Consider the following 14,840-nt stretch of genomic DNA (forward strand, 5'->3'; position numbering starts at 1 on the left):
TGGAATGATCCGGATCGGGAATGCGCCCTGTTCATGGGGTGTGGAATTCGCGGATGACCCGCGCAACCCTTCGTGGCGCAAGGTCCTGTCGGATTGCGCCGCGGCGGGCTATCGGGGCATCGAGCTTGGCCCCGTGGGGTTCATGCCGGAGGACCCGGTGGAACTCGGCGAGGGGCTGGCCGAGCATGGGCTGACGCTGATCGGGGGGGTGGTGTTCCGGCCCTTCCATGACGCAGGCAAATGGGAAGAGGTCTGGGATGCCTCGGTCCGGACCTGCCGCGCGCTGGTGGCGCATGGGGCGCGGCATCTGGTGCTGATCGATTCCATCTCGCCGCGGCGGGCCCCCACGGCGGGCCGGGCGGCAGAGGCCGAGCAGATGGGGGCGGAGGAATGGGCGGGCTTCGTGGACCGATTCCGCAAGGTGGCGCAGCTTGGCGTGGATCACGGGTTGACGGTGGGCATCCATGCCCATGCGGCGGGGTTCATCGATTTCGAGCCGGAACTGGAGCGGCTGCTTGACGAGATTGACGAGGATCTTCTGAAGATCTGCTTCGATACGGGGCACCATTCCTATGCGGGCTATGACCCCGTTGCCTTCATGAAGCGCCATGTGGGGCGGATTTCCTATATGCATTTCAAGGATATAGATCCGGTGGTGAAGGCGCGGGCGGTGGCGGCGCGGACAGGGTTCTATGACGCCTGCGCCGAAGGCATCTTCTGCAACCTTGGCAAGGGCGATGTGGATTTTCCGGCGGTGCGGCAGATCCTGCTGGACGCCGGGTTCGAAGGGTGGTGCACGGTGGAGCAGGATTGCGATCCGGCTGGCCCGACCTCGCCCGTGGATGATGCGCGGGCGAACCGGGACTATCTGGCGTCGATCGGGTTTTGAGGGAGCAGGCAGGATGAAGCGGTTGAACTGGGGAATGATCGGCGGCGGCAAAGGGAGCCAGATCGGGCCTGCCCATCGCATCGCGGCGGGGCTGGACGGGCATTTCGCCTTTGTCGCGGGCGCGCTGGATGCCGATGCGGCGGCGGGGCGGGCCTTCGCGCAGGAGCTGGGCGTCGCGGCGGATCGGGCCTATGGCGACTGGCGCGAGATGCTGGAAGGCGAACGCGGGCGGGCGGACAAGATCGACCTTGTCACGGTCGCGACGCCCAATGCCACGCATTACGAGATTTCCAAGGCCTTCCTCGAGGCCGGGATCAACGTCCTGTGCGAAAAGCCCATGACGGTGACCGAGGCCGAGGCGGAGGACCTCGTACTGACGGCCCGCAAGGCGGGGCGCATCTGCGCGGTGAATTACGGCTATACGGGATATGCGCTGGTGCGGCACATGCGTGCCATGGTGGCGCGGGGCGACATTGGCAAAGTGCGGCTGGTGGTGGCGGAATTCGCCCATGGCCACCATGCCAATGCCGCGGATGCCGACAATCCGCGCGTGCGCTGGCGCTATGACCCGGCACAAGCGGGGGTTTCGGCGCAATTCGCCGATTGCGGCATCCATGCGCTGCACATGGCGTCTTTCGTGACGGGGCAGGAGGTGGCGCGGCTGTCGTCGGACTTCGCATCCTGCCTGCCGTCACGTGTGCTGGAGGATGACGCGATGGTCAACTTCCGCATGGACGGGGGCGCGGTGGGGCGGCTTTGGACGTCTTCGGTCGCCATCGGGCGGCAGCACGGGCTGACGATACAGGTCTTCGGCGAGACGGGAGGCCTGCGCTGGGCGCAGGAGCAGCCCAACCAGCTTTACTACATGCCCTTGGGCCAGCGGTTGCAGGTGATCGAGCGGGGCGAGGGGAACCTGTCGCCCGAGGCCGACCGGGCCAGCCGCGTGACGGTGGGCCATGCGGAAGGGATGCCCTTGGCCTTCGGCAACATCTACCGCGATCTGGCCGAAAGCCTGCTGGCGGCGGCGGAGGGGCGCAAGCCCGACCCCGCGGTGACGCTGTTTCCCACGGCGGAGGACGGGCTGCGGTCGATCTCGGCCATCCATGCGGCGGTGGCCTCGGCCAAGTCGGAAGGCGCTTGGGTGGATGCGCGGCCCGCGCTGTTCCGCTAGGGCAGCGGGCGGAGGGTTCCCCGTTCCACGATGTGACAGGGGAACAGCCGCAATTCGGGCGCGCGGTCCCGCGCGGTGAAGCGGTCGGCGATCAGGTCGACCGAGGCGGTGACGATATCGGCGAAGGGCTGGTGGATGGTGGTGAGGGCGATATTCGCCCAAGCCGCCATTTCCATGTCGTTCAGGCCGATCAGGCCGATATCGGCGGGGATGCGCAGGCCCGCCTCCGTCAGCGCGGACATGGCGCCGATGGAGAGGACGTCATCGGCACAGAACCATGCCTCGGGGCGCGGGCCGTGGAGAACCGCCTGCATCGCGGCGCGGCCCGCGTCAAAGCTGTAGGCCCCGGCGAAATGGGGGGTGACCGTCGCCCCTGCGGCGGTGGCGGCGGCGGTGAAGCCGGTCAGTCGGTCTTCGGTGGTGGAGGCCTGCGCGGGGCCGCCAAGGAAGCCAAGACTGCGATAACCGCGCGCGATCAGGGCTTCGGCCGCCATGCGGCCCGCGGCGATGTTGTCTATGGCGACCACATCGACGGAAGGCGTGGCGGTGGCGCGGCCGAAGGCATGGACGACGGGGATGCCCGCGGCGCGGAAGGCGGGGGCGAAGCTGTCGGGCAGGTGGGAGGAGGCGACGATGACGCCATCCACCGAATATTGCCGCAAGAGTTGGACGGACCGGTCGGGGTCGGTTTCATCCGACAGGTTGACCAGCAGGGGGCGCAGGCCGCGATCCTGCAGGGTGCGGGTGAAGAGGTCGAAGATCTGCAGGAAAACGGGGTTGTGGAAGTTGTTCGACACCAGCCCCACAAGCTGCGTGCGCCTCGTGGTCAGGCTGCGGGCCAGCATGTTGGGGCTGTAGCCCAGTTCGGTGGCGGCCTGCATCACCTTGGCCCGCGTCTTGGCCGAGACGGAGGCCCCTTCGGTGAAGCTGCGCGACACGGCGGCGCGCGAGACGCCTGCCCGTTCGGCGACCTCTTTCAGCGTGATGGCCATGCGGTTCCGTTTCCCCGTGCGTCGCTGTCGCCGCAAGGCTAGGGCAAGCGGGGCGGATTGTCACCCGGACTGCGCGGCCGGGGCGCGGGGGCCTAGGTCGAAATCCTCGTCGGGGAAATATTTGGCAAGGCGCAGGTCGGCGGTGCGGGCGTGGCCCTCCATCCCCTCTTCGCGCGAGATGCGGGCGGTGGCGATGGCAAGGGGGCGGGCGGCGGCGCGGGTGGCGCGCTGCCATGTGACGGTCTTCATGAACTTGTGGACGGAGAGGCCGCCCGTATAGCGGGCGGCGCCCGAGGTGGGCAGGACATGGTTGGGACCGGAGGTCTTGTCACCGAAGGCGACGGTCGTCTCTTCGCCAAGGAAGAGCGAGCCATAACAGCGCAGGGTGGCAAGCCACCAATCCAGATCGGCGGCCTGCACATGCAGGTGTTCGGGGGCATAGCGGTCGGCGACCTGCACCATTTCCTCGCGCGTGTCGCAGAGGATCACCTCGGCGAAATCGGCCCATGCGGCGCGGGCATTGGTGGCGTTGAGGTCGGGCAGGCGCGCGATGAGGTCGGGGACGAGGGCGAGGACCTGATCGGCGAGGGCGCGGTCGGTGGTGACCATCCAGACCGGGGAGTTCCAGCCATGTTCGGCCTGTCCCACAAGGTCGGCGGCCACCAGCAGGGGGTCGGCGGCGGCATCGGCGATCACCATGCTGTCGGTCGGGCCTGCGAACATGTCGATGCCGATCTCCCCGAAGAGGATGCGCTTGGCCTCGGCCACGTATTGATTGCCGGGGCCGACGAGGATGTCGGCCTTGCCCGCGCCGAAAAGGCCCTTGGCCATGGCGGCGATGCCCTGCACCCCGCCGAGGTTGAGGATGGTGTCGGCCCCGCAGAGATCCATCGCGAAGAGGATGGCGGGGGGGATGCCCTGATCGGGGCGCGGGGGCGAACAGGCGGTGATCTGCGCGACGCCGGCCTCTTTCGCGGTGGTCACGGTCATGATGGCGCTGGCGATGTGGCTGTAGCGCCCGCCGGGGACATAGCAGCCGGCGGAGGCGACGGGGATCTGCTTCTGCCCGGCGATGAGGCCGGGGATCACCTCGATCTCGCAATCGGCGATGGTGGCGCGCTGGGCGCGGGCGAAGCGCTGGATATTGGCATGGGCGAAGCGGATGTCGTCCTTCAGCGTGTCGGGAACCTGCCGGGCGGCGGCCTCGATGTCATCGCGGGTGACGCGGATGGGGCCGTCCCAGCCATCCATTTCGCGGGCGAGGGCGCGGACGGCCTCTTCGCCGCCCTGTTCGATGCGGGCCAGCAGCGCCTCGACTCCGGCGCGCACGTCCGTCTGCCCGGACTCGGGCGTCCGGGTGGCTTGCTTCAGGTAGGTGATGGTCATGGGACGTCCTTACATCCGGCCCTTCCAGGGGACGACTTTTCGTTCGATGAAACGCATGAGGAGATCGAAGGCATAGGCGATGGCCGCGATCACGACGATGCCCATGATCACGGTGGAGGTCTGCAGGAACTGGCTGGCGGACAGGACCATGTAGCCAAGCCCTTCGGTCGCGGCGACCATCTCGGCGGCGACGAGTGTGGTCCAGCCGAAGCCGATGCCGATGCGCATGGCGGTGAGGATTTCGGGCAGGGCCGAGGGCAGGATGACATGGCGCATGACCTGCCAGCGGGTGGCGCCGAAGGAATAGGCGGCGTGGATCTGTTCGATGGCGGCGGATTTGACGCCCGACCGCGCGCCAAGGGCGACGGGGGCAAGGACCGACAGGAAGATCAGCATGACCTTGGAGGTTTCGCCGATGCCGAACCAGATGATCATCAGCGGCAGATAGGCCAGCGGTGGGATGGGGCGGTAGAACTCGATGGGCGGATCGAAGATGCCGCGGATCAGGGGCGACATGCCCATGGCAAGGCCAAGCGGGATGCCGATGAGGCAGGCCAGCAGGAAGGCCCCGAAGACGCGGGCGGCGGAGACGGCGATATGTTCGAGGAAGGGCGTGTTGGTGAAACCGTTCTGCCAGACGTCGAGGAATTTCCGCAGCACCGCGCCGGGACCGGGCAGGAAGAGCGGCTTGACCCAGCCCAGAGTGGTGGCCAGCCACCAGATGAAGATGATCCCCGCGATGGAGGCCAGCGACAGGAGCAGCGTATCCCCCTGACCGGGGACGCCGTAGGTCTCGCCGGGTTTGGTGGCGCGGGCCTTGCGCAAGCCGCCGGATTTCGCGGGTTTCGGTTCGGGCGCGGCGGTCATGCGACGGCCTCTTCGTCGGAGAAGATGATTTCCAGCACCTCTTCGCGCAGGGCGATGAATTCGCGGCTGGCCTTGACGGTGCGGGCGGGGGTTCCTGCAAGGAACTGGCGCGAGAAGGGCAGGTCGAAGCGGTGGGCGATGCGGCCCGGACGGGGTGACATGACGATCAGCTTGGTGCCCATGAACAGCGCCTCTTCGACCGAATGGGTGATGAAGAAGACGGATTTGTGGGTGCTGTGCCAGATGTTCAGGATCAGTTCCTGCGCCTTTTCGCGGGTCAGCGCGTCCAGCGCGCCAAGGGGTTCGTCCATCAGAAGGACCTTCGGGTCGCAGGTCAGGGCGCGGGCGATGCCCACGCGCTGCTGCATCCCGCCGGAGAGGTTGTAGACACGGGCCTTTTCGAATTCGCCAAGGCCGAGAAGGTTGAGGAAGCCGCGTGCGATGTCGTGGCGGCGGGCCTCGGGGATGCCTTGCAGTTTCAACCCGAAGGCCACGTTGTCGATGACGTTCAGCCAGGGAAGCAGGGCGTGTTTCTGGAACACCACGGCGCGGTCGGCGCCGGGCCCCTGCACCGGGGTGCCGTCAAGGAGGATCTCGCCGGAACTGGGCGACAGGAAGCCTGCGATCAGTGAAAGCAGGGTGGATTTGCCGCAGCCCGACGCGCCGAGGGCGACGACGAAATCGTCGTTCTCGATGTCGAGATCGATCTGGCGCAGGGCCTCGACCGGGGGGCGTCCGTCCACGGACGGATAGACCACGGATGCCTGTCTGATGTTCAGCCCCATGCCGGACCCTTCTGCCGTGACGGAGGGCCGGAAGCGGCGGACCGCTTCCGGCGATGCGGGGTTACTTGGCCGCGTCTGCGATGGCGGTGGTGACGAAGGGGGAATAGTCGTCCACCGCCGCGTCGATCCGGCCCGCCGCCACGAGGAAATCGGCAGTGGCCTTCATGTTGGCCGCCGCGCCGCCAAGCCACGTGTCGCCAAGCTGATCGGCCAGCGGGATGAAGGTGAAGCCCTTCAGGATCTCGGGCACCTGATCGGCGGCGGCCCCGGTCACCTCGGCGATGGTCTTGACCTGCGCGCTGTCAGCCGTCCATGCGGCGGGATCGGCGAGATAGGCCTGGTTCGCCTCGTTCATCACCTTGGCGAAGGCGACCATGGCATCGGCATTGGCTTCGGCGAAGTCCTTGTTCACCACCCAGCCATCGAAGGTGGGATAGCCCCATTGCGCGGTCTGGTCTGCCCCGACGATGAAGGTGCCGGTCTGCAGGATCTGGCTTTGTACCGGCTGCCAGATGAAGGCGGCATCGACCTGACCGCTGTCCCATGCGGCGGCGATCTGGTCGGCGGGCAGGTTGACGATGGTGACATCGCTTTCGGCGATGCCGGAATGGGCCAGCGCGCCCATCAGCGAGTAATGCGCGGTGGAGCCGACGGGGACGGCGATGCGCTTGCCCTTCACATCCTCCAGCTTGGCGATGCCGCTGTCGGCCTTGGCGATCAGGCTTTCGGCGGTGCCGAGGCCCTGCGCGATCATGAAGAGTTCAAGTTCGACGCCCTGACTGGCCGCGATGGCAAGGGGGGAGGAGCCGAGTTCGGCCACCTGCACATCGCCCGAGGCCATGGCGGCGATGACTTCGGTGCCGGAACCGAAGGTGCGCCATTCGATCTCCCATCCGGTCGCGGCCTCGAATTTCTTTTCGGCGCGGGCGACCTGCATGGGCGTGGGGCTGCCGAAATTGCCGATGATCACGGTTTCGGCCATGGCGCCCCCTGCCATGAGGGCGGCGAGGCTGGCGGTGACGAGGATGCGGGCGGTTTTCGTCTTCATCGTTCTCTCCTGTTGGCGATGCCCCCGTTGGCCGGGGGTTTGGTTGGATTGGGCAGGGTGGTTTACTCGGACAAGGCGAAACCCCGGATGAGGCCGACCAACAGGTCGAGCGTATCGACGGGAAGGGCACCTGTCACGGTCGGGTTGGCGATCAGCGAGAATTCCGTGCAGGCGATGAGTTGGACCCGTGCGCCACGGCCCAACAATTCGGCAGAGGCGCGATGCAGGGTGGCGCGGGCCTCGTCGCGGGGGAGGCCCGCCTTGATCTGGCGGATGGCCGCGAGCAGGGCGGCTTCGTCCTCTGGCCAGAGGGGGGAGAGGCCGCTGCCCGCGAAGGCGCGGTCGAAGACGCCGATCCGGCGCAGGGCGGGGGAGCCGAGGATGCCGATGGACGTATCGCCCGCGGCATGGGTGCGGGCGGCGGTGACGGAGGCCGCGACCATGTCGAGGAAGGGCAGGGGGGTGGCCGCGCGGATGGTGTCCGCGAAGTGATGGGCCGTGTTGCAGGGCATGGCCAGCGCCTCGGCCCCGGCCATCTGCAGGCGGCGGGCCATGGCGGCGAGGGTGGGGGCGGGGTCTTCGCCCGTGCCTTCGATGAGAAAGCGGATGCGCGAGGGGACCTGCGGGTTCTGGTCGACGATCAGGGGGATGTGGTCGGCGTCGTCCTGCGCGGGGGTGGCATCGATCAGGCGCTGCATCAAGAGGACGGTCGCCTGCGGACCCATCCCGCCAAGGATGCCGACGCGGCGTTTCATCGCCCCTTTGCCCCGCCTTGCGTCATGCCCCGGTCGCCCCCTCTGCAAACACGTTGTCATAGCCGAAGAGCCCGGCCGCGCCGCCCGTGTGCAGGAAGACGATGCGCTGCCCCTTGGTGAAGCGGCCCTTGCGGATGAGGTCGATCATACCCGCCGCGCCCTTGCCGGAATAGACCGGGTCAAGCAGAATGCCTTCCAGTTTGGCGAACATGCGGATCGCCTCGATCGTGTCGGGGCCGGGGATGCCGTAACCCTTGCCGACATAGTTGCAATCGGCGCGGACATCGTCGCGCCCGACGGCATCGGGGCAGCCCAGTTTCGCCGCCGTGGCCTGTGCGAGGGCGAAGACGTTGGCCTCTTGCCGGTCCTGCGGGGCGCGCACGCCGATGCCCAGCAGGGGGATGCCCGCGTTCATCGCCATCAGCCCGGTGATGAGGCCCGCCTGAGTGCCCGCCGAACCTGTCGCAGTGAGGATATGGTCGACCTTCAACCCGCGGTCGTTCAACTGCCCCAGCAGTTCGAAGGCGCAGTTGACATAACCCAAGGCGCCGGTGGGGTTCGATCCGCCGCCGGGGATGAGATAGACCTTGCGGCCCGCATCGCGGACGGGCTGGGCATCGGTTTCCATCTGGGCCGCCATGTCGGTGCCGCCGGGATATTTCGCGGTGGTCGCGCCGTGGAGATGGTCCAGCAGCACGTTGCCGTTGCCGTTGTAATTGGCGTTGTTCGATCCGGTGCGGTCTTCCAGAAGGATGTGGCAGGCCATGCCCAGCTTGGCCGCGAAGGCGGCTGTCTGGCGGGCATGGTTTGACTGCGTCGCGCCTTGCGTCATCACCATGTCGGCGCCCATCTCCTGCGCCTCGGCCATCAGGAATTCCAGCTTGCGGGTCTTGTTGCCGCCGGTGGAAAGGCCCGTGCAATCGTCGCGCTTGATCCAGATTTCCGGCCCGCCGAGTTCGCGGCTCAGCCGGTCCAGCCGTTCGAGCGGCGTCGGCAGATGGGCAAGGAAAATGCGGGGAAAGCGGGCGAGGTGCATTGGGTTTCCTTGGGCTTGATCCTTGGGAAGGGTTGCAGGAACGCGGCGTCGTTGCAAATTCGGATTTCTCCTGAAATCATGCAGGAATTGCATGATGGGGTGCGGTGATGCGGCTGGAATGGTTGAAAGACATCGCCTGCATTGCGGAAACCGGATCTTTCAGCGAGGCCGCGCGACGGCGTAACCTGACGCAATCGGCCTTTTCGCGGCGCATCCAGCAGATCGAGGATTATCTGGGGATCGAACTTTTCGACCGCACGAAGAAACCCATCCAGTTGCGCCCCACGACGGCGGAGCATCTGGACCGGATCGCGCGGATGATCGGGTCGATGAACCAGTTGGCCGATGACCTTCGGCGGGGGGACCGTGTGGCCGGCAGCCGTCTTGCGGTGGCAAGCCAGCATGCGCTGTCCACCTCGGTCACGCCGCAGGTGCTGCGGCGGGTGCTGGAGGCGGGGCCGGAGGTGCATTTCACGCTGAGCTCGGCCAATCTGGATGAATGCCTGACGCTTCTGGTGTCGCGGCAGGTGGACTTGGCGATCACCTTTCAGGTGGAGGCGGAGGCGGGGCCGTTCCGCGAGGCCTTCATCGAAACGCTGGTGGTGGGGCGGGACAGGCTGGTTCCCGTGCTGGGACGCCATGATCTGGCGCGGGTCACCGCGCGGATGGCCGAAGGCGCGCTGCCCGTGATCACCTATCCGGCCGATGTTTTTCTGGGCGAGGTGATGGCCCGCCATGTCTTTCCGGCCATGGCAGGGGTGCAGGTCGAGGCCTGCGGGGAATGCGCGCTGACGCTGGCGCAGGTGGAATTGTCGGTGGCCGGGTTCGGCGTGGCCTGGGTCCCGCTTTCGGTGGTGGAGGCCCGCATCAAGGCGGGCGAGATCGTGGCGCTGGAGGATCGGTTGCCCGTGGTGCCGATGCAGGTGCATCTGTCGCGCCTTGCCGGCGCACAGGGCGCGACGGGCGCGCGCATCTGGGAAAGGGCGCGGGCGCTGGCCTTGCGGGATCAGGCCGACAGTGCCTGATCCAGATCGGCGATCAGGTCATCGGGCGATTCCAGCCCGATGGACAGGCGGAAACCGCCATCCCCCGCATAGGCGCGATATTCGGCCTCTTGCTCGGGTGTAAGGGCATAGGTCCCGCGCATCATCTCGGCCGTATCCAGAAGGGTGACGATGCTGCGCTGATGCCCAAGGGAAAAGGCGCTGTGGATGATCTGCAGGCGGGCGGCAAGGCTGCGCGCCATGGCCTGCGGATCGGCGGTACGGAAGAAGATCATGCCGCCGGGAATTGCCATCTGCGCCTTGGCCAAATCATGCTGGGGATGCGAGGGCAGGCCGGGATAGAGGGCGCGGATGACCTTGGGATGGGTTTCGAGGAAGGCCGCCACGCGGGCCGCGCTTTCGGCGATCTGGCGCATGCGGGGAAACAGCGTGTCGATCCCGCGCAGGATGAGCCATGCATTCATCGCGGGCATGGCCGCGCCCAGATAGACGGCCCGGGCGCGCAGGCGGGCGATCAGGTCGCGGCGGCCCGCGACGATGCCGCCAAGCGCATCGCCATGGCCGTTGATGAACTTGGTCAGTGAATGGATCACCAGATCGACCCCCAGCGTCAGGGGCCGGGTGGCGACCGGGGTCGCAAGTGTGCTGTCGACCGAGACGAGCGCGCCATGGGCATGGGCGATGCGCGCCACCTCGGCCAGATCGGTGAGGCGGAGGATGGGGTTTGCCGGGCTTTCGCAATGCACGAGGCGGGTGTTGGGCCGCAGCGCCGCCTGCAGCGCGCCGGGGCGCGACAGGTTCACGGGCGTGACCTCGATCCCCAGATCGGGCAGGACGGTGCGGGCAAGTTCGGCGGCACCGGCATAGGTGACATCGCTGATGATCAGGTGGTCGCCCTGTTTCAACAGCGACAGGAACACGCCCGCGATGGCGGCAAGTCCGGTGGCGGATGCCAGCGCATCCTCGGCCCCTTCCAGCGCGGCAAGGCGGGTTTCCAGCGCGCGGGTGGTGGGGTTCAGCCAGCGCGCATAGGTGAAGGGCTCCTGCGCGATGTCGCCCAGTTCGGCGGCGGAGAAGGCACCTTCGCCGGGAATGACGAGGTTGTTCACCGACATGGAAATCCCCGGCTGGATGGCGCGGGTTACAGGGTCGATCTGCAGACCCGCGTCGAGGGCAAGCGTCTCGGGCCGCGCAGTGGCGGGAAGCCGGGGCGGGGTGAACGGGTCTTTGGTCATGGTCCTGCCCCTTGCTGGCGGAAGTGTCGGCGCGCGCCTGTGGCCAGGGTTTCGTCAGATTGCGGGCCGAGTGCAAGGGGGAGGGGAGGGCGCGGCGGCTTTGGCCCGGGGAAGATTGTCTGACTTCGGTCCTGTCCCTCGCCTGCGTTTTCTGGCATAGCGGGGGCCGAACCCCGTGGCCGAGAATCCTTTGCATCCGGAGCGATGCAAATGTATTGACCGGCCATCTTCTTTGCGACGCGACCTTGGAGCGAACATGTCCTCTGCACTTGAACAACTGCGCAACGTCACCACGGTGGTGGCCGATACGGGCGATGTGGATGCGGTGAAGGCCCTGCGGCCGGTGGATTGCACGACAAACCCGAGCATCATCCTGAAGGCCATCCAGAGCCCGGCCTTCGCGGACATGTTCGCGGATGAGGTGGGCAAGGGCAAGGCGGCGGGCAAGACGGCGCTGCAGATCGCCGATGCGCTGACCGTGGGCGTCGGCGCGGCGCTGGCGGGTCTGGTGCCGGGGCGGGTGTCGACCGAGGTGGATGCGAACCTGTCCTTCGACACGCAGGCATCGATTGCCAAGGGCCGCGCGCTGATCGCCGTCTACGAGGCCCGTGGCATCGGGCGGGACCGTATCCTGATCAAGCTTGCCTCCACATGGGAGGGCATCCGCGCCGCCGAGGTGCTGGAGGCGGAAGGGATCAACTGCAACCTGACGCTCCTCTTCGCGCAGGTGCAGGCGCAGGCCTGCGCGGATGCGGGGGTCTATCTGATCTCGCCCTTCGTCGGGCGCATCACCGACTGGTACGGCAAGGCACAGGGCCGGACCTTCACCGCCGAGGAAGATCCGGGCGTCCTGTCGGTGCGGTCGATCTTTGCCGATTACAAGGCGCGCGGCGTCAAGACCGTGGTCATGGGCGCGTCCTTCCGCAACACGGGGCAGATCAAGGCGCTGGCCGGTTGCGACCGGCTGACCATCGCGCCGAACTTGCTGGAGGAGCTTGCCGCCGATCAGGGCGCGGTGCCTGCGGTGCTGGATGCGGCCAAGGTCGCCCCCGCCGCCCCGCGCGCCCGGATCACCGAGGCCGAGTTCCGCTGGCAGTTGAATGCGGATGCGATGGCGACCGAGAAACTTGCGGAAGGCATCCGGAATTTCGATGCCGATCACCGCAAGCTGCTGACCCTGATCAGCGAGCGTCTGGGGGCCTGAACCCGGCCTTTTCGTTAACTGGCTGACAAGGTCCCGACCGCATGCCGGTCGGGAATCCCTGCCTTGCGCGGATGGGCCGCCTGCGCTTTCGTCGGTTTGGCGGGCGTAGGTAGGTATGGTTCCGCGCAATCGGTCTGCCCCGGGTGACCGGAGCGCAAAATCTGACGCTGCAGGCCGTTATCAATGGTAAATGTAGGCGATTGCGGCGGTCGGATGGCCATGACCCCGCATTCGCGCTGCGATGCACATGGAAACAAGGCTGGCAGGGGCGTGACGGCAGGAACGGGCAAGCGGTTGGCGGCACGGCTGCGCGAGGAGATGACGCTCCTGCGGCCGATCGACATGCGCGATCTGCCGAAACGGCTTGGGATGGCGGGGTTCTTCCTGTTCATCATGCTGTGCATCGACGAGCTGGAGGCCGCGACCGTCTGCTTCCTCGCCATCGTGATCTTCGAGGCGATCTCACGGCTGCTCTACAACCGGGAGGCGGCGGCAACCTCGGATCTGCCCGTCGGCCTGATCGTCGCGCATTGGGGTTTGAACGCCTTTCTCGCCTTGATCTACATGATCCCGGCCATGGTCATGTCGACCAATCCCGATCTTGCCATCGTCACGCTTGGCGTGTTGTGGAATTGCGGTGTGTTCATACACATCACCAACGCCTTCGGGCGGATGCCGCTCTACATCGTGAACCTAACGTCGCCCGTTCTCATCGCCACGGTCTTCGTCATCTGGTCGGTCGCGCATAATGATGTGGAACCGGCGGGACCCTATGGGCTTGTCCTGCTGGGCATCGCCTTCGTCCTCTATATCTACAACATCGCGGAAAACCTGTTCAAACAGGCGCGCAGCGATCTGGCGCTGTCGGCGGCGCTGGTCGAATCGAAGGACAGGTTGCGCGATCTGGAGGTGGTGCGGCAGCAGCTTCTGGATGCCGTCGAAGGGTTGAACGACGGTTTCGTCTATTTCGATTGCGAGGACCGGCTTGTCATCGCGAACCGCAGGTTCCGCGAGCTTTACGCGCAGAGCGACGCGGCCATCGTGCCGGGTGCCCGGCTGGAGGATATCCTGCGGCATGGTCTGGCGCGGGGGCAGTTCGCGGATGCCGTGGGGCGCGAGGAAGCCTGGCTGCAGGAGCAGTTGAGCGTCCAGACCTCCGAAGGGGGGGTGCGGCATGTGCTGCCCGACGGGACGGTGCTGCAGGTGATGGAACGGCGGACATCCGACGGGGGGCGCGTGGGGCTGCGCGTGGACGTGACCGGCATCACGCAGGCACGCGAGGCGGCGGAGGCCGCAAGCAAGGCCAAGTCGGAGTTCCTCGCCAACATGAGCCACGAGATCCGCACGCCGCTGAACGGGGTGTTGGGCATGGCCGACCTTCTGGCGGAGACTCGTCTGGACGAGCAGCAGAAGACGATGCTTTCGGTGATCCGCACCTCAGGGTGGAGCCTGCTGACGCTGTTGAACGACATCCTCGACCTTGCGCGGGTCGAGGCGGGAAAGATGGTGCTGGAGGAGCGGAGCTTCGATCTGCAGGGGGCTATCGACCGGCTGGAGGCGCTGCACGGTGCGACGGCGCAGACGAAGGGGATCGATTTCGAGATCTTCCATGCGTCGAACGGGATCTATCGGCGGCAGGGCGACGAGACGCGGATCGTGCAGGTGCTGCACAATCTGGTGGGCAATGCCATCAAGTTCACCGAGAGCGGATCGGTGCGCCTGAAGGTAAAGGCCAACCAGCCGGATCGCCTGTCCTTCGAGGTGATCGACACCGGCATCGGCATGAGCGAGGCCGAGGTTGCGCGCGTCTTCGACACGTTCGAGCAGGCCGATGCCAGCACGGCGCGGCGCTTTGGCGGCAGCGGGCTGGGCATGACGATCGTGCGGCGTCTGGTGGACCTGATGGAGGGGGAGATCACCGTGCAAAGCGCGCCGGGGCAGGGCACGCGGATCGGGATCACCCTGCGGGTGCCTGTCGATGCGGAACCTGCCGCCGCGCCCGCGCCGGTTCCTGTCTTGCCTGCTCCCGGCGCGGTGGGCGGTGCGACCGAACCGGGCAAGGCGTGGCGCGTGCTGGTGGTGGATGACAATGCCACGAACCGTCAGGTGATCGCCTTGCTTCTGGAACAGACCGGGGCGGAGGTGACGCTTGCGACCGACGGCGCCGAGGCCTGCGCGATGTGGCGTGCGGGGGAGTTCGACATCATCCTGCTTGATATCTCCATGCCGGTGCTGACCGGGGTCGAGGCGCTTCGGATCATGCAGCGGGAGGCGGCAGAGACAGGGCGGGCCATCCCCTATGTCGTTGCGGCGACAGCGAATGTGATGACGGATCAGATAGAGGAGTATCGGCGTCAGGGATTTTCCGACGTGCTGTCGAAACCCGTGCAACGCGCCGAACTGGCGGCCTTGCTGGAGCGGGCAGAGATGCGGCTGGCGTCGGGCTGAGGCCGCAGGTCAAAGCGGCC

Annotated in this window: 13 protein-coding genes; 5 read left to right on the plus strand and 8 right to left on the minus strand. The window is 66.8% G+C overall.

Annotated features, from left to right (window positions below):
* The first annotated feature begins 4 nt into the window (after positions 1–4).
* The gene (locus TabM4_RS03560; RefSeq protein ID WP_434618516.1) at positions 5–889 is read left to right on the plus strand and encodes a TIM barrel protein; all 885 of its coding nucleotides are present in this window, start codon (positions 5–7) and stop codon (positions 887–889) included.
* A gap of 13 nt (positions 890–902) precedes the next feature.
* A complete protein-coding gene (locus tag TabM4_RS03565) occupies positions 903–2,060 on the plus strand; it encodes a Gfo/Idh/MocA family protein (RefSeq protein WP_434618519.1) in 1,158 nt (385 codons plus the stop codon).
* Here the strand turns inward: TabM4_RS03565 and TabM4_RS03570 are convergent.
* The 7 genes from TabM4_RS03570 to TabM4_RS03600 form a co-directional block, all read right to left on the minus strand.
* Complete coding sequence (locus TabM4_RS03570) at positions 2,057–3,052, minus strand: LacI family DNA-binding transcriptional regulator (protein ID WP_434618522.1); 996 nt, start codon at positions 3,050–3,052, stop codon at positions 2,057–2,059. The genes TabM4_RS03565 and TabM4_RS03570 overlap by 4 nt on opposite strands.
* A 60-nt stretch (positions 3,053–3,112) precedes the next feature.
* Complete coding sequence (hisD, locus tag TabM4_RS03575; RefSeq protein ID WP_434618525.1) at positions 3,113–4,438, minus strand: histidinol dehydrogenase; 1,326 nt, start codon at positions 4,436–4,438, stop codon at positions 3,113–3,115.
* 9 nt (positions 4,439–4,447) lie between these two features.
* Entirely contained in the window at positions 4,448–5,305 is an 858-nt protein-coding gene (locus TabM4_RS03580; protein ID WP_434618528.1) for an ABC transporter permease subunit, read from the minus strand.
* Positions 5,302–6,090 (minus strand): taurine ABC transporter ATP-binding protein, encoded by a 789-nt coding sequence (locus TabM4_RS03585; RefSeq protein WP_434618531.1) that lies wholly within the window; start codon positions 6,088–6,090, stop codon positions 5,302–5,304. Before TabM4_RS03585 ends, TabM4_RS03580 begins: the two co-directional genes overlap by 4 nt.
* Positions 6,091–6,151: 61 nt before the next feature.
* On the minus strand, positions 6,152–7,138 hold the full coding sequence (gene tauA / locus TabM4_RS03590) for a taurine ABC transporter substrate-binding protein (RefSeq protein WP_434618534.1): 987 nt from the start codon (positions 7,136–7,138) through the stop codon (positions 6,152–6,154).
* A 62-nt stretch (positions 7,139–7,200) separates the two neighbouring features.
* A complete protein-coding gene (locus TabM4_RS03595; protein ID WP_434618537.1) occupies positions 7,201–7,893 on the minus strand; it encodes an aspartate/glutamate racemase family protein in 693 nt (230 codons plus the stop codon).
* A 22-nt stretch (positions 7,894–7,915) separates the two neighbouring features.
* Positions 7,916–8,929 carry a D-cysteine desulfhydrase gene (locus TabM4_RS03600; RefSeq protein WP_434618540.1) on the minus strand — a complete coding sequence of 338 codons (1,014 nt, stop codon included), beginning with the start codon at positions 8,927–8,929 and terminating at the stop codon, positions 7,916–7,918.
* A gap of 107 nt (positions 8,930–9,036) precedes the next feature.
* Between TabM4_RS03600 and TabM4_RS03605 the strand changes: the two genes are divergently transcribed.
* Positions 9,037–9,954 carry a LysR family transcriptional regulator gene (locus TabM4_RS03605; protein ID WP_434618543.1) on the plus strand — a complete coding sequence of 306 codons (918 nt, stop codon included), beginning with the start codon at positions 9,037–9,039 and terminating at the stop codon, positions 9,952–9,954.
* On the opposite strand, the gene TabM4_RS03610 is transcribed toward TabM4_RS03605, so the two are convergent.
* Positions 9,936–11,168 carry a trans-sulfuration enzyme family protein gene (locus TabM4_RS03610; RefSeq protein WP_434618546.1) on the minus strand — a complete coding sequence of 411 codons (1,233 nt, stop codon included), beginning with the start codon at positions 11,166–11,168 and terminating at the stop codon, positions 9,936–9,938. The two genes, TabM4_RS03605 and TabM4_RS03610, sit on opposite strands and share 19 nt — an antisense overlap.
* Before the next feature lie 256 nt (positions 11,169–11,424).
* Between TabM4_RS03610 and tal the strand changes: the two genes are divergently transcribed.
* Positions 11,425–12,372 (plus strand): transaldolase, encoded by a 948-nt coding sequence (gene tal, locus TabM4_RS03615; protein ID WP_434618549.1) that lies wholly within the window; start codon positions 11,425–11,427, stop codon positions 12,370–12,372.
* Positions 12,373–12,591: 219 nt separating this feature from the next.
* On the plus strand, positions 12,592–14,820 hold the full coding sequence (locus TabM4_RS03620; RefSeq protein WP_434618552.1) for an ATP-binding protein: 2,229 nt from the start codon (positions 12,592–12,594) through the stop codon (positions 14,818–14,820).
* Positions 14,821–14,840: the final 20 nt, after the last annotated feature.

This window comes from Tabrizicola sp. M-4 (assembly GCF_051132405.1).
Classification (GTDB): domain Bacteria; phylum Pseudomonadota; class Alphaproteobacteria; order Rhodobacterales; family Rhodobacteraceae; genus Paragemmobacter.